Source organism: Aliirhizobium sp. YIM B11859, from assembly GCF_057163345.1.
Map to the genome: position 1 here is coordinate 196,971 of NZ_JBXHAY010000006.1, position 22,017 is coordinate 218,987.

Annotated in this window: 19 protein-coding genes and 2 pseudogenes; 10 read left to right on the forward strand and 11 right to left on the reverse strand. The window is 56.3% G+C overall.

The window, feature by feature from the left end:
- Window positions 1-91: 91 nt before the first annotated feature.
- Genes hxsA through AC2GXZ_RS22385 form a run of 4 tightly spaced genes read right to left on the reverse strand, consistent with a single transcriptional unit; the run spans window position 92 to window position 3,463 of the window.
- Window positions 92-754 (reverse strand): His-Xaa-Ser repeat protein HxsA, encoded by a 663-nt coding sequence (hxsA, locus tag AC2GXZ_RS22370; RefSeq protein WP_483761425.1) that lies wholly within the window; start codon window positions 752-754, stop codon window positions 92-94.
- Complete coding sequence (gene hxsC, locus AC2GXZ_RS22375; protein WP_483761426.1) at window positions 751-1,836, reverse strand: His-Xaa-Ser system radical SAM maturase HxsC; 1,086 nt, start codon at window positions 1,834-1,836, stop codon at window positions 751-753. Before hxsC ends, hxsA begins: the two co-directional genes overlap by 4 nt.
- Entirely contained in the window at window positions 1,833-3,239 is a 1,407-nt protein-coding gene (gene hxsB / locus AC2GXZ_RS22380) for a His-Xaa-Ser system radical SAM maturase HxsB (protein ID WP_483761427.1), read from the reverse strand. The genes hxsC and hxsB overlap by 4 nt, the downstream gene beginning before the upstream one ends.
- Entirely contained in the window at window positions 3,236-3,463 is a 228-nt protein-coding gene (locus tag AC2GXZ_RS22385; protein WP_483761428.1) for a hypothetical protein, read from the reverse strand. The genes hxsB and AC2GXZ_RS22385 overlap by 4 nt, the downstream gene beginning before the upstream one ends.
- 23 nt (window positions 3,464-3,486) lie before the next feature.
- Between AC2GXZ_RS22385 and AC2GXZ_RS22390 the strand changes: the two genes are divergently transcribed.
- Window positions 3,487-4,137, forward strand: coding sequence for a peptidoglycan-binding domain-containing protein (locus tag AC2GXZ_RS22390; protein WP_483761429.1), 651 nt, complete (start codon window positions 3,487-3,489; stop codon window positions 4,135-4,137).
- Window positions 4,138-4,526: 389 nt separating this feature from the next.
- On the opposite strand, the gene AC2GXZ_RS22395 is transcribed toward AC2GXZ_RS22390, so the two are convergent.
- Both AC2GXZ_RS22395 and AC2GXZ_RS22400 read right to left on the reverse strand, forming a co-directional pair.
- Window positions 4,527-4,898 (reverse strand): response regulator, encoded by a 372-nt coding sequence (locus AC2GXZ_RS22395; RefSeq protein ID WP_483761430.1) that lies wholly within the window; start codon window positions 4,896-4,898, stop codon window positions 4,527-4,529.
- A 1-nt stretch (window position 4,899) separates the two neighbouring features.
- The gene (locus AC2GXZ_RS22400; RefSeq protein WP_483761431.1) at window positions 4,900-6,366 is read right to left on the reverse strand and encodes a PAS domain-containing sensor histidine kinase; all 1,467 of its coding nucleotides are present in this window, start codon (window positions 6,364-6,366) and stop codon (window positions 4,900-4,902) included.
- A gap of 269 nt (window positions 6,367-6,635) precedes the next feature.
- On the opposite strand from AC2GXZ_RS22400, the gene AC2GXZ_RS22405 reads away from it, so the two are divergent.
- The gene (locus AC2GXZ_RS22405) at window positions 6,636-8,381 is read left to right on the forward strand and encodes a GAF domain-containing sensor histidine kinase (RefSeq protein WP_483761432.1); all 1,746 of its coding nucleotides are present in this window, start codon (window positions 6,636-6,638) and stop codon (window positions 8,379-8,381) included.
- Between the two features lie 477 nt (window positions 8,382-8,858).
- On the opposite strand, the gene AC2GXZ_RS22410 is transcribed toward AC2GXZ_RS22405, so the two are convergent.
- Together AC2GXZ_RS22410 and AC2GXZ_RS22415 are read right to left on the reverse strand one after the other, a co-directional pair.
- On the reverse strand, window positions 8,859-10,001 hold the full coding sequence (locus AC2GXZ_RS22410; protein ID WP_483761433.1) for a GGDEF domain-containing protein: 1,143 nt from the start codon (window positions 9,999-10,001) through the stop codon (window positions 8,859-8,861).
- 253 nt (window positions 10,002-10,254) lie between these two features.
- Window positions 10,255-11,369, reverse strand: a pseudogene (locus AC2GXZ_RS22415) (hypothetical protein); the annotation flags it as partial.
- A gap of 177 nt (window positions 11,370-11,546) precedes the next feature.
- Here AC2GXZ_RS22415 and AC2GXZ_RS22420 point away from each other — a divergent pair.
- The 4 genes from AC2GXZ_RS22420 to AC2GXZ_RS22435 all read left to right on the forward strand — a co-directional run bounded on the left by AC2GXZ_RS22420 (window position 11,547) and on the right by AC2GXZ_RS22435 (window position 14,157).
- Window positions 11,547-11,861 carry a helix-turn-helix domain-containing protein gene (locus tag AC2GXZ_RS22420; protein WP_483761434.1) on the forward strand — a complete coding sequence of 105 codons (315 nt, stop codon included), beginning with the start codon at window positions 11,547-11,549 and terminating at the stop codon, window positions 11,859-11,861.
- A gap of 43 nt (window positions 11,862-11,904) precedes the next feature.
- Window positions 11,905-13,107 (forward strand): type II toxin-antitoxin system HipA family toxin, encoded by a 1,203-nt coding sequence (locus AC2GXZ_RS22425; protein ID WP_483761621.1) that lies wholly within the window; start codon window positions 11,905-11,907, stop codon window positions 13,105-13,107.
- Window positions 13,108-13,483: 376 nt separating this feature from the next.
- Window positions 13,484-13,738, forward strand: a complete 255-nt coding sequence (locus AC2GXZ_RS22430; protein WP_483761435.1) for a type II toxin-antitoxin system prevent-host-death family antitoxin — start codon at window positions 13,484-13,486, stop codon at window positions 13,736-13,738.
- The gene (locus tag AC2GXZ_RS22435) at window positions 13,735-14,157 is read left to right on the forward strand and encodes a PIN domain-containing protein (RefSeq protein ID WP_483761436.1); all 423 of its coding nucleotides are present in this window, start codon (window positions 13,735-13,737) and stop codon (window positions 14,155-14,157) included. The genes AC2GXZ_RS22430 and AC2GXZ_RS22435 overlap by 4 nt, the downstream gene beginning before the upstream one ends.
- Before the next feature lie 127 nt (window positions 14,158-14,284).
- On the opposite strand, the gene AC2GXZ_RS22440 is transcribed toward AC2GXZ_RS22435, so the two are convergent.
- Window positions 14,285-14,716 (reverse strand): PIN domain-containing protein, encoded by a 432-nt coding sequence (locus AC2GXZ_RS22440; protein ID WP_483761437.1) that lies wholly within the window; start codon window positions 14,714-14,716, stop codon window positions 14,285-14,287.
- Complete coding sequence (locus AC2GXZ_RS22445) at window positions 14,716-15,015, reverse strand: hypothetical protein (protein WP_483761438.1); 300 nt, start codon at window positions 15,013-15,015, stop codon at window positions 14,716-14,718. Before AC2GXZ_RS22445 ends, AC2GXZ_RS22440 begins: the two co-directional genes overlap by 1 nt.
- A gap of 244 nt (window positions 15,016-15,259) precedes the next feature.
- Here AC2GXZ_RS22445 and AC2GXZ_RS22450 point away from each other — a divergent pair, with 244 nt between their 5' ends.
- Window positions 15,260-15,514, forward strand: coding sequence for a FitA-like ribbon-helix-helix domain-containing protein (locus AC2GXZ_RS22450; RefSeq protein WP_483761439.1), 255 nt, complete (start codon window positions 15,260-15,262; stop codon window positions 15,512-15,514).
- Window positions 15,511-15,930: a PIN domain-containing protein gene (locus tag AC2GXZ_RS22455; RefSeq protein WP_483761440.1), complete on the forward strand. Its 420-nt coding sequence runs from the start codon at window positions 15,511-15,513 to the stop codon at window positions 15,928-15,930. Before AC2GXZ_RS22450 ends, AC2GXZ_RS22455 begins: the two co-directional genes overlap by 4 nt.
- 108 nt (window positions 15,931-16,038) lie before the next feature.
- Here AC2GXZ_RS22455 and AC2GXZ_RS22460 read toward each other — a convergent pair whose 3' ends face one another.
- Window positions 16,039-18,396, reverse strand: coding sequence for a hypothetical protein (locus AC2GXZ_RS22460; RefSeq protein WP_483761441.1), 2,358 nt, complete (start codon window positions 18,394-18,396; stop codon window positions 16,039-16,041).
- Between the two features lie 246 nt (window positions 18,397-18,642).
- On the opposite strand from AC2GXZ_RS22460, the pseudogene AC2GXZ_RS22465 reads away from it, so the two are divergent.
- Both AC2GXZ_RS22465 and AC2GXZ_RS22470 read left to right on the forward strand, forming a co-directional pair.
- A pseudogene (locus AC2GXZ_RS22465) lies at window positions 18,643-19,824 on the forward strand (Fic family protein).
- Between the two features lie 221 nt (window positions 19,825-20,045).
- Window positions 20,046-21,998, forward strand: a complete 1,953-nt coding sequence (locus AC2GXZ_RS22470) for a putative bifunctional diguanylate cyclase/phosphodiesterase (RefSeq protein WP_483761442.1) — start codon at window positions 20,046-20,048, stop codon at window positions 21,996-21,998.
- Window positions 21,999-22,017: the final 19 nt, after the last annotated feature.

Below are 22,017 nucleotides of genomic sequence, written 5' to 3' on the forward strand. Positions count from 1 at the left end.
AGGGTTCGCCCGCCCCTTCGGGTCGATGGGTCTCACCTTTGGGTGCAAATGAAAGTGTGGCGCATGGATAGGTTATTGCTTACGACCAAGACTACCGTGCGGCAATGCCGAACGCCGTTAGCACCTCTGACGTGACCGTCCCGGTAACCTTGAGATTATTGTCCTGCTGCATCTGCCGAAGCGCTGCCCGCGTATTGTCATCGACTGTCCCTGTGAGCGGACCGGCATAATAGCCATAGGCAGTCAGCCCCGACTGGACCAGTATGACGATCTGCTTGAATTTCAGCGCGTTGCCCGGAAGGACCTTGAGAGGAGCGGTGGCTGACGGATCAGGCGCATTGCTTGTCCCGATCGAGGCAGAGGATGGTGCGCTTGTCTTCGGAATGGCAGGCTGGGTTGTGGTCGGCGCTGAATAAAGCGGAGAGGGCGCTGATGGTGCCGCCTGTGGCGCCGCAGGAGCGGCATAGCTCGGGCTGGAATAACTCGGATTGGAATAGCTGGGGCTCGTATAGGTCGAACGCGGTATGTAGCCGCCGGAACTGCTGGACGCGTGGCTGGAATGGCTGGCATGCGAGCTATGGCTTGAATGAGACCGGTGTCCCGCAAGCGAGAACAGGTGCCTGATCTTCAGGCGTTCAAGAATGGATTGCGGATCAGGCTTCTTGACGACAGGGCTGCCGGGCATGGCATCGGCTTTGCTCGGCAGGAAGCCGGCGGCAATTAGCGACGGGATCAGAAAAATGCGCCGTCTCATAACGGTCCTAGCTCCTTGAAGCCGCGTGCGTGATCATACCAGGTGAAGAATCCACCGCATTGGTCTTTGGCACGACAAGCCGCGCAGAATGGTTCGTACCTGTTCTTCCAGTCCGAGATCGTGGCAGGCGCGTATCTGCGGTACTGCTCTGGCACCGAGCAGAGCGGAAAATTGTAAAGCTGAACTGGGACGTCCCTTGCCGTGGCAATATTGATGGACCGGGCGATGTTGGTGAAATCCGCCGAGGTGTCCTTGAAGCTGCCTGTCCAGTTCATCCGCGCGAAGCCGATATTCTCAAGCTGCATGATGGCCCATCTGTCGAGGAAGGGGAGCATGGTGGCAATGAAGGACGCAAGTGACGGAAGGTGCTCGTGGTTCTGCTGCAGAACGACTGTGCGCAACTCGATCATTGCGCCAGCGTCAAACAGCATCGCGAAGCTTTCCATGAGCCGATCATAGGCGCCCTGCTTTTTCACGATGGTATCGTGGGCCTGCGGATCGGCCGAATAAAGCGGTATTCCCCAAAGGATCCGTTCCGTGCCGACCTCGGCCAATATCGGCAGGTCCGGGCGCTCGAAATGCTGCCCGTTTGACAGGATATGAAAACGCAGATCGGGGCGCGCTTTCGAGAGCGAAAGCAGCATGCCGAAGAGCCTCGCTTTGTGAAGAAGCGGCTCTCCGCCGGAAATCCCAATATAGGCGCCATGCGGGGCGAGGGAGGCGGCCGCCTCCAGATGATCGAAGAGATCGATGTGATGTTTCTTCGGTGGCTGCGAACACATCACGCAGAGCTGGTCGCATTGTTCGGTCACGACCAGCGTGTTGTGTGACGAGCTGCTCCTGATCAATCGGCGGGCGCTCGGCTGGCCGGGAACGACCATGATTACGTCCTGATCCAGACGAAGCGTTTCCGGAGCCTCCAGAATGATCGAAAAGCCGTTGTAATCGTATTCTCTGCGCGTCCCGTTCGTCTCGATCAACATAGCGTCATGCGGACCGATATCCGTATCGGTCTCGCAGAGCCGAAGCACGATTGGTTCGACGATCGGCATGGGTTCGATCGGGAGACGAAGCTGGATCATGCGTGTTCCCGCAGAAGCAAGCGATCGACATCCTCCAGCCCTGCCCAAAGAGCCAATGAATGGCGGACCATGATGTCGTCGCTATAGAGGAGCTCGAAGGCCAGATCGAAGATTGCGGTATGCCGCCGGCAAAAATCAGTCTGGTGTCGCGGTATATCGATGCGGCCATAACGGGAGAGATCGTCAATGAAATCGACGCCGCAAAAGGCCTGATAGGGACAGTGCACACAGTCCGGATCAAAGGTGTTGGTGGCCTGCGCATTGATGGCATTGATGATCGTGCGATCGATGCCGGCTTGGACATTGCCCATTCTCAGGTCGATCTGACCCAACCGGCTCATCATGCGCGCTTCGTCAGTCGGATAGAAGGATCCGTCATGGTCGATAACGACATAATTGGTGCCGACAGGGTTCGGGTTGCGCAGATCGACGTAGCCATCATGTCCGCCGCCGATGATCCGCCGGAGACAGTGGGAGAAGTAATATTCCTCCATCGGTTGGTCGGCGACAAAATTGTATTCGATCAGGTCATTGATGAAGGAGCGGTGATAGTCACCCCAGATCTGCTGGGCATCTCTTGTCTTGAAGCGCTTCCGGGCAAAACCTTGATGATTGACCGGGCGCAGGAAGATGGAGCGTAGACCGAATGAGGCATATGTGTCGATGACGGCGCGCGGCTCAGGCAGCGCGTCGATATCGAATGTCGGTAGTGCAGACACACGCTCTGGCATTTCGTCAACGGCGCGGTGAAAATTGTCGGTAAACTGCGCATGCGCCGCCGGCGTGACCGTCCGGTGGCGCTGATGTAGCGAAAGGGTGGGGTCGAGCGAGGTGCTGATATGGGTGTCTGTTGCACTCAGGAAGCGCCAGGCTTCCTGGCTGACATCTTGCAGATTGGTGCAGACGACAAAAGAGGCTTGTTCGAATCTCGACCGGACAAAGTCCCTGACCTTGTCCAAAATATCGAGCCGCAGGAGTGGCTCGCCGCCCTGGAACTCGATCTTGATTGTCTTGGTTGTCAGGCCGCCCAGCCAAGCAATGGTTGCTGCCAGCGTTTCGTCAGTCCAATCGTGGCCGGGTGCAGTTTCGTTGACCCGACTGACCTGGCAATATGCACATGCCAGGTTGCAGCGAAGCGTTGGCACGAGAATGACGTAGTCGAGATCAGCGGCACTGCAAAACCTTTTCGCCCAACGGTAGCGGAAGGCGGCAGCGCCCAGATTTTCGAAACCGTCGAAGGCGTGTCCGTTGCTCTGGAGGAATGCCAGGTCCTGTAAGGTCAGTTCGTCATGGACGTAACGCGTCAAGAAACTCGTGTCGGCCTTGAAGAAACCACCTGCGTCATCGCAGAACAGCAGACGGTCGCTCCCGAATTGCCGAAATTTCAGGGGCACGACATTCATCTGAGAAGGCTTTCGATCAAGGCATTCCTGAGCGTTGACGTCTCTCGATAGATTTTTTGGCGGTAGAGTGTGTGTTGGAAAGCAGCGATGACAGACGTGTCGCTCGCGCGGATATCGACCGAACCTTCGGCGCGGACGACTTCAACCCCGGGGTAGAGATAAGAGAAGCGCAAAAGCGCCTCGTCGAGAAATGGTTCAAAGATCGATGCTATTTCCAGGATCACGGCACGCTCGACACAAGAATGATTTGTCCACTATACAATTCTTGCATCGGTTGCATATTGATCACGCCCGATGTCTACTTCATTTCCCTAATGTGCGTTCGTTCTGCCACACCAAACACATGCTCCCCATGCAGTCTGCGTCTGAAGGCAATTACTCCATCACTCGACGCTACGATCGATCAACCGAGCATTCCAAGCTCTCGTGCCGTTGGGCACTTTCGGCGGCGATTACGATCGTCTCGCTATCCACGACTGCCCCTATCGCCACGGCAACGGTCGTCCGCCCGGTTCCTGATGTTCAAAAGGCGCTTGCCGAAAAGGGGTTCGATGCGGGAACGGCAGATGGTCTATGGGGAAAGAAATCCATTTCGGCGCTGCGAGCCTTCCAGAAAAGCAGAGGGCTGCCCGAAACCGGCGTTATCGACGAGCCTTCGCTGGCGATCTTGTTTCCAGCTCCGGTGATCGCGACTGCCAAGGTTGCCGAAGCCGCGGGTGTCGATGCAGCGCCAGTCTCGAACGAGGTCAAAAAAGGGCCGGCTCAATCCGCGCAGACGACTATGGCGTCTGTTCGGAAAGACACCTCAAGCGGCGTTGGCGGATGGTTGGTCACGGCCGTTGTGATCGGGATCGGTTTCCTTGTCTTTTCGGCGCGGCGTGGTCGCCGTGCATCGTAGCAGACGAAGTCTGGTAGCAAGCAGGCTCGGTGCAAAACCCCGGCCGTTTTGACCACCAAAGTTGCTACAAAAATTCCATCTCTGGAAGCAAAACTATGGTGCTTGGAATTGCATTTCTTCGCGGGTCATATAGCCATTGCGAGTATCCAAGTTCACATAACCTGGAATTATGTGAAGTTGCTGGGACTTAACTCGCCGCGGAGTTTGGTTTGGCAAACTAAATTCCTAACTTTTCAGGACGTTACCCTGACCTTGCGGGCCGGGTCGCGGGTTCAGCTCCCATCAAGACCTGAAAACATGTGCCTCAGGGCCATCCCTCTTTCCGTTGGCGTGTGCATAATTATGCATGACTTCATTCAAGGGTAAGCGGTTTTCGCGCAGATATTCGATCAGGCCGCGAGACCATGGGCTTCCAGGGCTTTAAACAACTCGGTTTCACCCACCGGTTTTGCCAGAAAGGTGGCATCCGCAGGTAGTTTTGCGGGATCTGGATTGTAGCGCCCGGAAATAACGATGATCCGGCAATCAGGCCAGCGGTCGCAAACGCGGCGCGCCAACTCTAACCCATCCATGGAGCCGGGCATGTCGATATCGGTGATGAGCGCTGAGACATGCGTTTCAAGCAGGATCGCCCAGGCCTCGTCGGCAGTTGCCGCTTCAACCACCGCGTAGCCGGCATCCTGCAGTGTATCGGCAAGATCCATCCGGATCAGGCCATCGTCTTCGACGACCAGAAGCGGTCCCTTTGTCGATAAGGCCATATCAGTGTTCCTTCTGGAAACCGGCAAGATCAGCCGATATCGAAAATCTCAGGCCGTCGGCTTCGTAGTCGATCGCCAACTGACAATCTGCCGTGCCATTAAGGCCGGCTCTGATCAGGCGGCTGCCTGTCCCTTCCTTTTCGGGTTTGGACACAGGTGGCCCGCCAGTTTCTTTCCACTCGAGCTTGAAGCGATCGCGATAGGGGCCGCCGACGCGCCAGGTCAACGTAACGCGGCCGTCGGGACTGGAAAGCGCACCGTACTTTACGGCGTTGGTGGCCAATTCATGCAGGATCAGCGATAGCGAAAGGGCCGGTCGAGACCCTACGGTCATATTCGGGCCGGCCACAAGAATGCGCGGATGATCGGGGCTGTCATGGATGGCGGTCATCTGAGCGACCAGATCACCAACCCTTGAATGACCGGTTCCCCCTTCGATGATTGCATCGTGCGACCGGCTGAGAACCGCGACCCGATCGCTGAGGTTTTTGCGCGCGGTCTGCATATCGGGTGCGTATCTTAATGTCTGCGAGGCGATTGCCTGGACCATGGCGAGCTGGTTTTTCAGTCGGTGACCGAGCTCGTAGGCGAGCAGCTCGCGATGCTTTTCTTCCGCCCTCAGCGCCGTGACATCGCGGGCCTGGACGAGAATGCCGGTGATGCAGCCTTCGGCGCTGCGCGTCGGCTGGTAGACGAGATCGATCAGACGGTTCTGCTCTTCGCCCTCAGGTCCCCGGTTGAGCTTGACCGGCAGGTTCTTTGCGACGAACGGGTCGCCAGTCGCAAAGACACCGTCCAGGATGCCGATGAAGCCCTGCCGGATCACCTCCGGCACGGCGTCGGCGACGGTCTTGCCGATGATCTCGCGCCCGACGCCGATCATCGCGTAATATTCTTCATTTGCGTATTCGAAGACATGATCCTTGCCCGTCAGCATGGCGATGCCGCCCTGGCTGAGTTCGAAGACCTGCATGAAGCGTTCCTTGAGGTCATCCTGAACACGGCGGGCGCGTACCTCTGATGTCGTCTCGGTGCAGGCGCAGAACATGCCGAGCACCGAGCCCCACGGATCGCGTACCGGGGTATAGGAGAACGCGAAATGGGTTTCCTCTGGATACCCGTTGCGGTGCATCGTGAATTCGATGTCGTCCATCGACGTGCCCTGGCCCGCATAGGCCGCCGAGATGATCGGCTCGACCTGATCCCAAATATCATGCCAGAGGGACTGGAAGCTTTTACCGAAAGCGGCCGGATGGCGATTGCCGCACATCGCAGCATAGCCGTCATTGTAGAGCGTGGTCTGCTCAGGCCCCCAGACGATCAACATCGGCTGCAGCGAGCCGAGCATGACGCTCGTGAGCGTTTTGAGTTCCGGGGGCCACGCTGACTGCGATCCGAGCGGTGAGGTTGCCCAGTCGAAGCCCTCAAAGATCGTCGCGCAGCCGCTGGGTGGAAACTGAATGTTCAAAGCCGGCTTTGATCCTGATGTTGAGCGGTGGCTGATATATGGGGGAGCGTTGACATTTGGAAAGGCAGGATCACCCTGGACAGTTCATTCGGGAGGTCAGAGTCCCGCTGTCTCAGATCGGCTCACGTCTATCGCGTCGTTGAGCATGGGAATATGCGAAGATGGACATTAAAGCCCTATGGCCCTAATATCATTCTCATCGTTCGCAGACTGTTCGGGCGCGGACGGCTGGGAGATCATCCGCTCTTGCCCCAAGCAGGAGTGAATCCGTGTCTATATCCATTGAAATCACTCCCATCGAAATCGAAACTTCGAAAGTCGCGACACCCCTGTCGACGCTGAACAAGGCGATCGCGGCGATGGGACGTGCCGATAGCTTTGAAGACGTCGTTGAAACGCTGCGCGCGACCGCGCGATCGCTGATCGGATGCGACGGCATTGCCATTATCCGCCGCGACGGCGATTTCTGCCACTACATCGAGGAAGATGCGATTGGACCTTTGTGGAAGGGCCACAAATTTCCTGCTTATGCCTGCATCAGCGGCTGGGCCATGATCCATCGGCAAACGGTCGTCGTCCCTGACGCGTCAAAGGACGATCGAATTCCCTACGAGCTCTATGCCGGCACCTTCGTCAAATCCGTCGCGATGGCGCCAGTGCGTGTCGAAAATCCGATCGGCGCCATTGGGGCCTATTGGGCGCGACCGTATTCACCGGCCGACTGGGAAGTCGATGTGCTGGAAACGCTGGCGGGAGCGGCTGCCATCGCAATCGAGAAGACCCAGGCAGTCCAAACCGTTGCCAACGCTGAGAAGCCGCCTGTCGTGGACGATGCCGCAAGCGCAGAAGACTATTCCAAGGATATTGCGCGGGTCGCCGGTATCGCTGCTGTCCCGACGATCCTTGATGTCGTTCTTCGCATGACGGGAATGGGTTTTGCTGCCGTTGCCAGGGTTACTGACGATCGCTGGATAAACTGCCAGTCGCTCGATCATGTGGGCTTTGGCATCAAGCCCGGCGACGAGTTGCCGGTCCAAAGCACGCTCTGCGACGAAATCCGCGGGCATCGCCAGCCGATAGTCTTCGACGATGCTGCCGAAGAGCCGCTCTACCGCGACCACCATACGCCGCGGATCTATGGTCTGCGCAGCTACATCTCCGTGCCGATCATTCTGGCCAACGGCCAGTTTTTTGGCACACTCTGCGCCATCGATCCCAATCCGGCGAAGGTCAACAATCCGCAGGTGATCGGCACATTCAAACTGTTCGCCGAACTGATCGGCCATCACCTCTATTCGGACGACCGCCTCAAGGCGACGGAAGAGCTGCTCGAACGCGAGAAGGGTCTGTCCGAGCTGCGCGAGCAATTCATCGCCGTTCTTGGCCATGACCTGCGCAATCCGATTGCCGCGGTCGACGCTGGCACCTCGCGCCTCCTGAAGGAAGGCTGGACCGCCCGCAGCCCTCTCGTCCTGAAACTGATGAAGGCCAGCATCTCCCGGATGATCGGGCTTGTCGACAATGTCATGGACCTTGCCCGGGCGCGCATGGGCGGAGGTATTGCCCTCGATCTGATAAAGGACGATCTTGGCCTTACCCTTCGTCATGTCGTGGAAGAGCTGCAGCTGTCTCATCCGGATCGGGAGATCGCTGTTTCCCTTGATCTCCCGCCAGCACTTGCCATCGACAAGCTGCGTCTTGCTCAGCTCTTTTCCAACCTGGTGTCGAATGCCATCACCCATGGTGTCGAGACCGAGCCCGTCAGGATTGTGGCTGGCGTGAATGGTCGGATGCTGGAAGTGTCCGTTGCCAACGGCGGGCAGCCGATTTCGGAAGAGACGATCGCAAAACTGTTCCAGCCATTCCGACGCGGTGATCTGCGGCCGAGCATGCAGGGGCTTGGTCTTGGCTTGTTCATCGCCTCGGAGATCGCCACTGCTCATGGCGGGACGATCGAGGTGAAGTCGGATGAGATCGAGACCCGCTTCACCTTCCGCATGCCTTTCGTTGGGTAAGGCTGTAGGTGTCGTCGTGCGGCTTTTCGTCAGATAGGGCCAACGGCCTCAAGGCCTGACTTCTTATGAACACATTGGTCGCGTAAAAGATCTCATCGGGATTGCTGATGAGCGCTGAATGAAATCGCCGCTCGCAATGTTGGTCGCCATCTGGCTTTGACCACGGATGTACTGGCACTGATAAAGATGCGACGGTGAGGAAGGTCGGTGCGATTTCGCCCCGGCCTTTTTTGTTGTCGCGACATCTGCGCACTTCGACACGGTATTTGTTGATATATGTGATTTAGCCGTGGATCGAACCCGCGGGTCACCGGTTCGTACCGGTTCAAGAGATTATGAACGCGACATTCAATAGCTCAAAAGCAAAACTCTACTTGTTATTGCCGTCCGCCCTTGGCGTTCACCTATCAGTGAGCAGGCAATTTCGCATGTCGGCTCAGGTCCCCGAGGCTATCGACTAGTTGAGGTTCATTGACTTCACCCGCGACTACTCGCCAGTTTCACGCGATCTCGACCCGCATTCTTCGCTTCGTAAAGCGCACGGTCGGCACGCCGGTACGCATCCTGAAGTTCAGGTTCCGAGGCGAGGGAGGCCACTCCGAAACTTGCGGTTGGTGTAACAGGTAGATCCTCGATGGTTGTTGCCGCCCTGCGGATCGTCTGCGCCAGCGCCAGCGCAACGTCTACGGGCATGTTTGGCAGGAAGACCGCAAACTCTTCGCCGCCAATGCGTCCTGTGGCAGATATGGCGGGCGTGTGGTTGCGAAGAACCTTACCAAAACCCTGGATCACCAAGTCTCCGACATGGTGGCCATAGGTGTCGTTGATGCTCTTGAAGTGATCAAGGTCACAAACGATAACGGCATGCGGTCCTTCGGGCCACTCCTTCAACAAGGACCGGACACGTCGATCAAATCCGCGGCGGTTCGCCAGACCTGACAGGGCATCTTGGTCCGACTCGGTTTGTTGATCTGCCATGATCTCCAGCACGAGCACGGCAAGAAGCGTCAATCCCACCGCCACCATCAGAATTGCCGTCGCGCTTTGGGATATGAGCGCGTAGTTCGAATTGATGTAATCCTTCGCTGTCGATCCGGTCCCAACCAGGACGGTCAGTCCGGCTTTGGCGAAGAACTGAATGCCGGTCAACAGCATCAGGAAACCGAGAAATCTGTCGATCCCAAGTTTTCTACGCGACAACAGTACAGCGAACGCGCTGGAGAGAACGGCTAGGGCAAAAGGCGTCTGATACAATATCGCATGCAGGGGCGAGCTTCTCGGCAAATCGTAGATGAGGTGACTACCAATCGCCGTCACGAGGGCGAAACCGATCCCAATCCGCTTATCGAGGGGACGTCCGTAGAGCTCACCCACGCCGACACGAAGAAGCGCCATTCCAGCGACCACTGCGGCGAATGCACCGAGCGCCGAAACCTTTACGAAGCTCGTGTAGGCGATGAGTAGCTCAAAGATCGCTGATAGGGACGCGACCCCAAACCCGGCGGCGAACCAGAGCGCCGCAGTGCGTGATCGAGAACGGGTGGATACGACCGCGAACACCGCGCTGAAACACAAGGCGACGACCAGGTTCACAGTAAGAAAGAATAAAACCCCATTCATCAAAAAGACCTTACATCAAAAGCGTACTCAATATGAGGATCGTTATGACGCCCGCCCGCGATAAAAGCGAATGGAGAGTTGAATACCGTTCATGCCAATAGGTTCCCCACCTGACGGCTCCGTCATGCACTGAAGGCCGGACCGGCCAAGTTTCTGGAAGCCACTGCAATCAACGTCGGTTCGGCTCTTCGGGCTGGCATCCCGCTAGCAACATTCGACAGATCCGTTAGATCGCCCAGAGCATTATGCCGTTTTAATCGTTGTCAACGTCGGACGCCTTATCGGCGATGTCATGGAGAGCCTGGCCGTCTTCGGGAGCGTAGTCGGCAGACAAGAAAACGGTAAGGAAGTGCTGTTGCACGACATCAGGCGTATCCTGGATGGCATAGCTCGCCTGCTCGTATGACCCGGTCTGTTTGAGAATATGGGTAGCAAGGATATCCCGCAGGTTATGTGGCCCATGCGGCAGCAATCCCTTAATGGCGCCGCGACCGGTGTAAGGATTGTAGATCCCGTATCGCTGGATCACGGTCCGCCAAGCCTCATAGAACTTCGTTGAATCGTAGGCGGCGTCGATGCTGGTCGTCTTCACCGTCTTGACGAACAGCGTGCCTGGATCCTTCGCACTGCCGAGCAGGACGCCGCGGTGCTTGTCGATATAGGCCTCGAGATATTTGTAGAGATCGAGGAGATCTGGAAGGATCAACCGGAATGGCTTCTGCCCGAAAAACGATGACTCGGAATTCTTGAAGGCGACCGAGGGGATCAGGACTTCCCAGCCTTTCTCCCTATCGCTCCAGCGCAGCTCACCGCATTTCAGGTCTTCAAGCCGCCGCTCCGATGTCGGTAATGACCGCGCGGGCAGACACGCAATTGTCGCAGATTCTTCTGGCGAAGGCCGAGATGCAGGCCAAGACGGAGTAGCAGGAATGACCGGACGGCCTCGGCAGCCGGCCGCGGGTAGCGATCTTCGTCCGGCATGCGTTTCAGGATTTCGTCGGTGATCTTGCGATATTCCGCCAGAGGGCTGTCGGCCTCGAGGATGCACATGATCGGTTCAAAAGGATCGCGATGGACGCGCGCTACCCGCTGGATTTCTTTCGACCGGTTTGCCGCATGCCGGTGAAACGCATCGCAGGCGCCGTTCCAATCGCGGGTCGCGAACTCGATCTCGTCCTGTTCGATGAGACCATCGATCGGCCTGACATTCTTCAAGAGTTCCGGATGCTGCCGGATCCAGCCTACGTCCGCGCGCGTGAGGGCCTGCGCCACCATCAGCATATCCTCTTCCCACTTGGTGTAGAACCCACGCCGCTGCTCGCGCCATTGCAGATACCAGTCCCAGACGCCTGGGAATAAGCGGCGGCCTTTAACGAAGCATGCAAGGTGGGGACACCTAACGCCGTCTTTTGTAAACGTCATGAATGATATTTAAACGGATCATATTTTTCGCAATGATCTGTATATCTATCCTTTTATTTGACTGGAAGGGATGATTTTGCTAATTTACCCACCAGTCTTAAGAAGACCGGATGGGGGAGGATGATGGCGCGCGCTGAGTCAGATGCACTACTGGATATCGGACAGTTGCTGAAGGCTACCCGCAAGGTGAGGCGATTGACCCAGGAGCAGGTCGCTGACATGGCCGGCATATCACGCCCTCGCTATCGTGAGATCGAGGCCGGAAGCAGCGCCGCGCGTACGACGACCTTGATCAACATCGCCCGTGCTCTCGGGCTCGAGCTGATGCTCATCCCGCAGGCTATGGTGCCGGCTGTCGATGCTTTGCTGCAGCCACACGACGATCTCGATGATCTTCCGGCATTCGTTGCACATCCAGACGGTGATCTTGGTGCCTAAGGCTTTTCCCAATCCGAGATCCATCTCGTCACTCAACGTGCTGATGAACGACGTAAAGGTCGGCACGATCGTACGGACGCCCGGTGATTTCAACGCATTCAGCTTCGAGGATAGCTATCGCGCGACAGGTGGAGTTCCCATCGTGAGCCTGTCTTTTCGCGCCGCCAGCGGCGGCTTGCGTAAGGACCCGAAGCCTGTTGCAAGAGCCTTGCCGGCATTCTTTGCCAATCTTCTCCCAGAGGACAAATTGCGCGAGGCGATGGAGAAGCACCACGCGGGCAGCGTTCGCGCTGGGAACGATTTCGATCTGCTTGTCGCACTCGGGGCGGACCTGCCGGGTGCCGTCCGCGTCGTGCCGAGCGACGGAACGGTGGCACATCTCGACGATATGCCTACTCCAAAACCGAAAGCCCGGTTTTCGCTTGCCGGCGTGCAGATGAAGCTCTCGGTTATCAAGAACACGGGCAAGGGCGGCGGATTGACCCTGCCACTTGGTGATGAGCAGGGTTCGTATATCGCCAAGTTTCCGTCCACTTCATTTTCCGGCGTGTCGGAAAACGAATATGCTAATCTTGCCTTGGCAGAAGCGATCGGCATGGAGGTGCCGGAACGGGAAGTTGTCGAGCAATCGGAGTTCGAAGGCATCCCGAAAGAGTTCGAGACGCTGTCGGATGGCAGAGTCCTGCTCGTCAAACGCTTCGATCGTGGCACCAATGGTGAACGGATCCATATCGAGGACTTCGCCCAGGTCTTCGGCGTCAATCCTTCCCGGAAGTATGAAGGAGCCGCCTATCATGATATCGCTGCGGCCTTGAATGTTGCCGTGTCGTCCGCCGCCGCTCTCGAGTTCGTCCGCCGATTGGCTCTGGCTGCCTTGACGGGCAATGGCGACATGCACCTGAAAAACTGGTCGTTGATCTATCGAGGTACTGGTGACAAACCGGAACTTGCGCCTGTCTATGACGTGCTCTCGACGATCCCTTACATCCCGGCGGACGCCATGGCTCTGTCGCTCGCCGGCGAGCGTCCTTTCAAGGCATTGAACGCACAGCGATGGAAAGCCTTCGCTAATCGCGCAAAAATGCCGGAAGCGGCAGTCCTCAATGCGGTGGTCGACACGGTCGAACATGTGGACAAATTCTGGTGGTCGCTGCCGGAACGCGAGGTCGTTCCGGCAAAGGTTCTCGAGCGTATGGATGCACATGTGCGGCTGATGACACCGATCCTTGGTTCATGTGCAGATTAAGGCCAATTTAGCGGAGCGGTGAAGAGACTTTGTCGCCCGCCCGCCAGTTCTCCTGGCGCACCTTCGCATTGGGGTGCTGATCCAACCTAGAGGGGGATCAAGATCCTGCAGCAACTAGATAGTCTGGCACTAAGCGAGAATCGAAATAGCAGGGTCTCTGGTTCACATCCCTTCTCGCGAGCCATAGCGCACGATCTCATCAGTGATACGAGACATTAGCTCATATAATCAGAGCCTTGCTGTCAATCAGTCCGCGGGGCTGCGGTTCATGTCCCTTCAAGAGCTCAAGAGCCTAGACATGATGCGGTGCCAAGAGGGCATTGCGTAGTGAGAAGGAAATCGCTATATGTAGGTACGTTCCTACATGGAGACGTATATGGCTACTACCAGCTTAACCAGCCGCGAATTAAATCATGATGTCGGCAGAGCCAAGAAGGCTGCTGAAGCAGGACCAGTCGTTATCACTGATCGCGGCAGGCCATCCCATGTGTTGATGACGTACGGTGAGTTTGAACGTTTGACAGGCAAACGTCACAACCTCATCGATGCGCTATCTATGACTGGATTGTCGAGTATCGATTTGGATCCGCCTCGATCGGTTATTGCAATAAGCGAAGTTGACCTGTCTTGAAGTATCTGCTCGACACAAACGTGGTTTCCGAGCTCCGTAAAGTAGGTGACGGTAAAGCTGATTCGAACGTGACGGGTTGGTTAAGTGCGCGGGATTCCCGTGATTTCTATATCTCTGTCATAACAATTTTGGAGCTTGAGCGCGGAATACTCAGCATCCAGGGGCGTGACATGGAGCAGGGCTCTCGCTTACGAGCCTGGATGGATAGCCGGGTTCGCCCGGGGTTTGCTGAGCGCATCATCTCCATCGATGAAGCAGTTGCCACACGATGCGCCCACTTGCATATTCCGGACCGCCGCAATGAAGCTGATGCACTCATCGCTGCTACGGCGATCGTTCACGGTCTAGTTGTCGTCACACGCAACATTCAAGATTTCCAGGGAACCGGCGTTGTTCTCGTGGATCCATGGCGTGGCTGAAAATAGGCACGCAGGCCGCCTCTAATTTGTCTTTTCGAGCTCCGCGGGAACGTGTGCTTGAGTTCTTTGCAAAGCAATGGTCGGCAGTTCGAATCCCATCAAGAGCTAAAAAACGTTGGCGAGTAACTTAGATTACGGTCGCACGCAGGGGATTGATAATGTCGATCCCCTGAAAATCTCGCTCGTTATCGGTGACAACGATGCAGCTATTCGATTGCGCAATAGCTGCCACGATTGTGTCCAAGGCACTCCGTGGGCGGCCCGTCGCCTTGCCGTGTGCCATTAGCTCGGCCCAGATCAGAGCTGCCTTTTCGTCGAACGGAAGGATGCGACCAGAAAAGAGCGATTGCGGCCCTTCATTGCCGGCAAACCAGGCTTCGAGGGCGGCTCGTTTCTTTCCCGCCGGCTTCTCCAGTATTCCTCGGTGTATCTCGGCGACAGTAAGCGAAGCGATGCACAAATCATCGTCGGCTTGCTCGGCCATCCATGTCATTAATGACGTCGAAGGCTCTGGTTCGGTGATATTGCTAAGGATGTTGGTGTCGAGCAAGTAGCGCATCACAGATCTATCGCGCGACCTTCCTCGCGTGAACGGGCTGTGTCGAGATCGGCTCCGACCATCGGCGATCGGCGGAGAGCCGCGAGAATGCCACCCTTTTTAGGCGGCTCTCCGGCGAGCGTTTCGCTGACAACGGCACGCAGATTGGCTGCTTCCGGGCCATCTTCTGCCAATTTGCGCGCAAGTGATCTAATTAAACCGCGATCACTATCACGCCCAAGTACCTCAAAACGAGCGAGGCCGCGGTCGCCCAAGCGGCTTCTGTAGTTCTGAATTGCACGTGTCTGAGAGCTGGCCATCGGATTCTCCGGATATCTCCAGTAATATAGCCAGATACGGTGGTTTCTGCAAGTCTCCTGGAGAAAGGACGGTTGGGCTCGGCTGACGAGCCACATAAATCACAATCGTGGGTCGTCGGTTCGAGTCCCTTCAAGACCGAAGGCGCGCTATAAAGTCCCGCTTTTTTCTCACGGCACGGCTTGAGGAGTGCAATCATTTCCATTAAAGTGATATCAGGAGAAGAGTAAAGGTAGGATCGGACTTATGGCAGCGGTGACCATTCGAAACATCTCTGATGAAACGCATCGGGCGCTACGCGCAAGAGCAGCTCACCACGGTCGCAGTACCGAAGCCGAAATTCGTGACATTCTTGAAGCCGCCGTTCGTCCAACTGGACGTGTGAAACTCGGATCATTGCTCGCTGCCATTGGCCGTGATGCCGAGTTGTCAAACAGTGACGTTGAAGCGCTGCAGCAACAGCGCAACAGGGCCCCGGCAGAACCGATGATTTTCGAATGATCTTACTGGACACTAATGTAATATCTGAGCCTTGGAAGCCTGCTCCTGATCCTGCTGTGCTGACTTGGCTGGACGCACAGGCCATCGAGACGTTGTTCATTTCCGCGATTTCAATTGCCGAACTTCGTTTCGGGATTGCCTCAATGCCCTCAGGGAAGCGTCAGGCAATTCTCCACGAACGCCTTGAAGGTGAGGTTCTTCCGCTCTTTGACGGGCGCATTCTGCCTTTTGGCGCAGAAACCTCACAATTCTACGCGGAGTTGATGACAGGCGGGCGAACATCCGGAAAGGCGATCGGGAAGGCTGATGGATACATTGCTGCTACAGCAGCAGAAAACCATCTTGCGGTGGCAACTCGAGATACAAGCCCATTCGAGGCAGCCGGATTGAGAATCATCAATCCTTGGGTCGTTTAAGCCTTCAGAGTTGCAGGTCGCTCGTTCGAGTCTCATCAAGAGCGAGACGATGAGGTCAGCTCGGATGTAGGTCGTGGCTAACATCCGAGCCGAAGATTTTATCCAGCCTTACGCGGCTTCCCAGACTTGGTTGAGGATCTTGGCAGCTAGCGCGGCCTTGTCTTGCGGAAGGAAGCGACCATAGTGCTGCTGCACGACATCGGGCGTGTCCTGAATGGCGTAGCTCGCCTGCTCGTATGATCCGGTCTGCTTCAAAATATGCGTCGCAAGAATGTCCCGCAAGTTATGCGGGCCATGCGGCAGCAAGCCCCTGATTGCACCGCGTCCGGTGTAGGGATTGTATATCCCGTAGCGTTGAATGACCGTCCGCCAAGCCTCGTAGAATGTGGTGGAGTTGTAGGCTGCATCGATGCTGGTCGTCTTCACGGTCTTTACGAACAACGTCCCGGGATCCTTTGCACCGCCGAGCAGAACACCGCGATGGCGGCCGATGTAAGCATCCAGATATTTGTAGAGATCGAGCAGGTCCGGCAGGATCAGGCGGAACGGCTTTTGACCGAAGAAAGATGAGCCGGAGTTCTTGAATGCGACCGACGGGATAAGGACCTCCCATCCATTATCGCGATCACTCCAGCGCAGCTCGCCGCATCTCATATCCTCAAGTCGGCGTTCCGATGTCGGATAATGTCCGCGCGGACAAACACGCAGTTGACGAAGGTTTTTCTGCCGCAGCCCGAGGTGCAGGCCAAGCCGAAGCAGCAGGAACGATCGGACGGCTTCGGCCGCTGGCCGTGGATATCTTCTTTCATCCGGCATGCGTGCAAGGATCTCGTCGGTGATTTTGCGATATTCCGCCAATGGGCTCTCGGCCTCGAGGACACACATGATCGGCTCGAACGGATCGCGGTGGACACGCATGACGCGCTGGATTTCTTTGGAACGATTGGCGGCGTGTCGATGAAACGCATCACAGGCGCCATGCCAATCGCGGGCTGCGAATTCGATTTCTTCCTGTTCAATCAAGCCTGCGATGGGTCGGACATTCTGAAGCAGCTCCGGGTGCTGCCGTATCCAGCCGACATCCGCGCGGGAAAGGGCCTGGGCAACCATCAGCATGTCTTCTTCCCATTTGGTATAGAAGCCACGCCGCTGTTCCCGCCACTGCAGATACCAGTCCCACACGCCAGGGAAGATGAGAAGACCGAAACTCAAATGACTGAGCGGAACGCCAAAACCTTTTACTGCACCGTTTGGTGACGCGGCCAGCGCCCCAAACATCAGGCCGAGATGCTCGATCTTCTGCGAAGCCGTCTCTTCTCCCCAAACGCCATTCCGCTGAAAGCCGATCGCCGTCAGAGTGGAGGTTTTGAAGCGAATGAGATCTGCCATTTCCATGGCAAGCCGCGGCGGCGCGTCGACGACGCCGGAGAGCAGGTCAGGATCATCAAACTCCGCCTCTACATTCTGATTGGCGCCGACTGCAGATGCCAGGGATCTTGGCGACAAAGAGCCTCCTCCATAGGTGACTCCGGGAAAGCGGATCGCATATCGTTGCTTGCTGGCCGCCGCCTGGTATTGACGATACTCCGTTGATCCGGAAATGATCACCCGGCGCACCCAATCGAGAATCTCTTCCCGCTTACTGAAGGGCAGACTGCTGAAGTCATCAGGAAGATGCAACGCAATCCTGCGCCGCTCAGCCGGGCTGATCTCACCGAGATCGTGACCATAAAGGGAGCGCGCCTGATGCGGCAGTTTCGCTTTGAAATATCCCTCCGGAAGTCGATAGCGCCGCTCGATGCGGCGGAGGATGTCGAAACTTGCAACAGATCGGGGTACGCGATCACCCTGGATCCAGGAAAGCAGCGTCTTGTGGTCGAAGGTCTCGTTCAGATGAACAACGGCGCGATAGAGCTGCCAATATGTGTCGCCGAACCGCCGCATATGGTAGGCCAGCGCGTCCTGAAAGCTCGCCGGGTCCTCTCTCGCCTCGAATAATGGTTCCGGGTATGGGCTAATCGGCTTCGGTGCGGGGCCAGGCTGTGTCGGCGCAGCACGGACAAAAAGATCGTCGGCCGCCGCACGTTGCGGCTTTCTTGTTGAGGTTGTGGAGGCAGCCTTTTTGGGGACCACAGTTTTGCGCGGGCTAGCTGACGGCTTTGGTGGCCGTCGTCCTTCGGCTGCCGGTGGAGGACCGAGCCACCGGATGATCGCATCGAGGCCCGGCCGAAGTTGCTTTTTCAATTCTGCCGTCAACTCGGCTTCGAGCCCACAGGCCTGACCAATCGTCGCCCAGTCGATATGGCCATTCAGGAGCGGTGGTGATTTTCGGTAGATGATCAAACTGACCAGGTAGGGCCGGATATTCTCCAACACCCGCCGAGAAGCGATTGGCGCGATACGCAGCTCGCAGAATTCTGATATCTTTCGCTGAAAACGACGTGATGAAATATCATTCTTGGTCATGCTTATTCCGTTTCTCTCGGCGCCAATGCCGAGGGCGAGCGGGAATAGGAGGCGAGGTTTAACAAAGAATGTATCGGGCGTGTCACTTTAAGTGGCGCCTGATCATCGTATTAGGCGCCCATGTCGCCTGGATCAAATCTCAGGGATTCAATGTCGGCGCGTTAATTAAGCGCGCTTATCTAAGCTTGCCGATTAATTAAATGAAGCGCTGCTTGTTTAAACAAGGCGCGCGCCTGGTATTGGGTTATGTCTGATTCCCAACCTAAAAACCGCCTGGGTCGCTTCGTCGAAACGGTCGCTGCCAATGAAACAGTGCGCGCGTTCGTGCCTCCACCATTGCCACCCGAGCCGGCGATTGATGTGCTTTCTTTGCTTGAGCGCCTCAGCCTAGCAGAGCGAGCGCTGGGACGCTTGGATGGTATCACATACTGCTGCCGCGACAGGAGCTGTTTCTCTACATGTATGTGAGAAAGGAAGCTGTTCTTTCCTCGCAGATTGAAGGTACGCAGTCGACGCTTTCCGATCTTTTGCGGTTTGAGACCGAAGCCCAGGCGGGGCAGCCTGGTTGATGATATCCGTGAAGTCTCCAACTATGTGGACTCCATGATGTATGGTTTGGAGCAGCTGGAAGCGCTGCCCATGTCATTGCGTCTGATCCGCGAGATGCATGCCCGGCTCCTACACAGTGGGCGAGGAGGCAGCAAGGATCCAGGGGAGTTCCGCCGCTCGCAAAATTGGATTGGTGGCACGCGCCCCGGTACCGCACTCTTTGTGGCGCCACCCCTCACTGAAATGGCCGGTTGCCTGGATGCGTTCGAGCGCTTCATGCACGATGACCAATCTCGGTTACCGGCACTTATTAAAGCCGGCCTGCTGCATGTGCAATTCGAAACGATCCATTCATTTCTCGATGGCAACGGCCGTATCGGCCGCCTGCTTGTAACCCTATATCTTTGCATGAACGGTGTTCTGCGAATGCCGCTTCTCTACCCCAGCCTCTATTTGAAGTCCCATCGCAGAGAATATTATCGTTTACTGCAGGAGGTTCGTGAAAATGGAAACTGGGAAGCCTGGCTAGACTTTTTTCTCGCTGGCGTCGCCGACACCGCCAATCAGGCATTTGAGGCTGCGACCCAGATCGTCGATCTTTTTAAGCAAGATCGGGAGCGGATCAGGGTAGAGAGTGACAGAGCAGGGTCGGCGCTTCGCATTCACGAGCTTTTCCAGCAAAATCCTTTTCACACGGCGAACCAGATCGTTCACATAACAGGTCTGTCTGCGCCAACGGTCAACGCCGCACTCGCCGATCTAAAGCGATTGGGCATCGTTGATGAGGTGACCGGCCGTAAGCGTGGACGTGTGTTCAGTTATCGACGATATCTTGCAATCCTGAGTGAAGGCACCGATCCTATACCTCTCAGTTCATGACGAGTAAGTGGGCCGAAGGTTCGATCATCATCAAGAGCTCAATTAAACCAAGCTGGTCTGCTCTTTGCCAAAATCGGCATGGATCAATTGACCTGGACCTCGATTCTCTCCCGGGACGATGAGGACAAACCGGCTTCCGTCAAGTTTGATTAACCGTGCTAATTTCCGCGATTGTAATGATGTATATGTAAGTAACCGCTCATCAGTTGTTGGGCGAACTTATGAATACATACATTGCGTGGCGCGGTATCCGGAACTTCATGTCGGTGCAAAACGAGAACCCTGAGCTTCTCAAAGCGCAATATCGAGCCTTCACGCGCCAAATGCCGATGATGTATTTCATTTTGCTTTCCAGCACCTGGGCGCTTGCAATGACGCATATGCGGATCGCGCCCGCGTGGTTGACACTTGGTGTGCCGGTGCTGCTTACGGGCGGCTGCCTGCTAAGAGTGATCTTCTGGCTACGAACCAGAAATTCAGATCCATCTCCAGACCTTGCACATGCTGCACTTCTGCGGACCAATCGGCTTGCGGGCGGCATTGCCATGGCTTTCACACTCTGGTCTTTCGCGCTGATACCATATGGCGATGCCTATACCCGATCGCATGTCGCCTTCTACATGGCCATTACCGTCATCTCTTGCATCTTCTGCCTGATGTATGTGCGTTCGGCGGCCTTTATCGTGACACTCATCGTCAACGGCGCATTTATCGCTTTCTTCGCCTCGACGGCACAGCCAACATTTGTTGCCATTGCGATCAACGTCTTGCTGGTTTGCGCCGGCATGATGTCCATCCTTCTGACAAACTACCGAAACTTCGAAAGCATGGTGGTTTCGAAACAGCAAAGCGAGGCTCTGAGCTGCGAGAACTTCAGGCTCGCCAACCTTGATAGTTTGACTGAACTTGGCAATCGGCGCGCGTTTTTCGCAGAGCTGGAAGCCGAACTGGCGAGGGCGAAAGTTAACGGTGTACGGTTGGCTCTCGGCGTCATGGATCTCGACGGCTTCAAGCCCGTCAACGACCTTTACGGCCATTCGGTTGGCGATCGTCTCCTGGCCGAGGTTGCCGCACGTCTATCCAGCACTCTGAAAGCCAGCACGGCTTTCAGACTAGGTGGTGACGAATTCGCAATCATCGCTCCTCTGCCACCGGAAAATACACAGATGGTGATAAATGCCAACGCAATCGCGGCCAAGCTGAGGGAGCCCTACTGTTTATCGGAAGGTACGGTGCATATCTCGGCATCAATGGGGATCGCAGTGTTCCCCGAGCTTGCGCTTAACTGCGAGCAGCTTTTCGAGCGCGCCGATTATGCGCTTTACCACGCCAAGAAGAGGCAGCGCGGTGGCGCGGTGTTGTTCGACGCTGATCATGAATATCAAATCAATTCCGAGGCGAAGATAGAAAGCGCACTGAAGCAGGCCGATCTCGAAAGCGAGCTGTCAGTGGTCTTCCAACCGATTATCGATGTCCGTGGCCCGCAGACTATAGGTTTTGAAGCTCTGGCACGCTGGGATAGTCCACAGCTTGGCAAGATCTCTCCAGCCTGCTTTATCCCTATCGCAGAACGCGCGGGGATCGTCGGCTCGCTCACGAAGCCGCTCTTGAAGAAAGCCTTGGCTGCGGCTTCGCATTGGAGACCACCCCTGCGCCTGTCGTTCAACCTGTCTGCTCACGACTTGAACTCCAGCGACAGTGTCTTGATGCTGATCGGCATCATTCAGACAAGTGGCTTTGATCCAACGCGCCTTGATCTCGAAATAACCGAAACGGCTTTCGCCCACGATTTTGAACAGGTCACGCAATCCGTCGAGACCCTTCGAAGACTGGGATGTGGGATCTCGCTTGATGATTTCGGAACCGGATACTCAAGCCTCACGCGCCTTCACGCCCTGCCACTGACAAAGTTCAAGATTGATCGCAGCTTCGTCAAGGACCTGCATTTGCGGCCGTCCAGCTATAAGATCGTGAAGTCTCTGCTGGCACTAAGTACAGACATGGGGTTGGATTGCGTGATCGAGGGTGTCGAGACAGAAGAAGAGCTCGCGGCTCTCACAGCTTTGGGCGGCACGAGTGTTCAGGGCTATCTGTTCGCTCCACCACTGCTGGAACACGAGGCCGCAAAGTTCGCAGCTGAACCCAGTGGTGCTAACCGTAGGATTGCGCTCTAACGGCACTCTTTTTACGAGA

Excerpts from the sequence above, each read along its gene's own strand:
- hxsA (WP_483761425.1), bottom strand. The coding sequence starts at position 754 with ATGAGACGGCGCATTTTTCTGATCCCGTCGCTAATTGCCGCCGGCTTC.
- hxsC (WP_483761426.1), bottom strand. The coding sequence starts at position 1,836 with ATGATCCAGCTTCGTCTCCCGATCGAACCCATGCCGATCGTCGAACCA.
- hxsB (WP_483761427.1), bottom strand. The coding sequence starts at position 3,239 with ATGAATGTCGTGCCCCTGAAATTTCGGCAATTCGGGAGCGACCGTCTG.
- AC2GXZ_RS22395 (WP_483761430.1), bottom strand. The coding sequence starts at position 4,898 with ATGGCCTTATCGACAAAGGGACCGCTTCTGGTCGTCGAAGACGATGGC.
- AC2GXZ_RS22410 (WP_483761433.1), bottom strand. The coding sequence starts at position 10,001 with ATGAATGGGGTTTTATTCTTTCTTACTGTGAACCTGGTCGTCGCCTTG.
- AC2GXZ_RS22420 (WP_483761434.1), top strand. The coding sequence starts at position 11,547 with ATGGCGCGCGCTGAGTCAGATGCACTACTGGATATCGGACAGTTGCTG.
- AC2GXZ_RS22425 (WP_483761621.1), top strand. The coding sequence starts at position 11,905 with ATGAACGACGTAAAGGTCGGCACGATCGTACGGACGCCCGGTGATTTC.
- AC2GXZ_RS22430 (WP_483761435.1), top strand. The coding sequence starts at position 13,484 with ATGGCTACTACCAGCTTAACCAGCCGCGAATTAAATCATGATGTCGGC.
- AC2GXZ_RS22440 (WP_483761437.1), bottom strand. The coding sequence starts at position 14,716 with ATGCGCTACTTGCTCGACACCAACATCCTTAGCAATATCACCGAACCA.
- AC2GXZ_RS22445 (WP_483761438.1), bottom strand. The coding sequence starts at position 15,015 with ATGGCCAGCTCTCAGACACGTGCAATTCAGAACTACAGAAGCCGCTTG.
- AC2GXZ_RS22450 (WP_483761439.1), top strand. The coding sequence starts at position 15,260 with ATGGCAGCGGTGACCATTCGAAACATCTCTGATGAAACGCATCGGGCG.
- AC2GXZ_RS22455 (WP_483761440.1), top strand. The coding sequence starts at position 15,511 with ATGATCTTACTGGACACTAATGTAATATCTGAGCCTTGGAAGCCTGCT.
- AC2GXZ_RS22460 (WP_483761441.1), bottom strand. The coding sequence starts at position 18,396 with ATGACCAAGAATGATATTTCATCACGTCGTTTTCAGCGAAAGATATCA.
- AC2GXZ_RS22470 (WP_483761442.1), top strand. The coding sequence starts at position 20,046 with ATGAATACATACATTGCGTGGCGCGGTATCCGGAACTTCATGTCGGTG.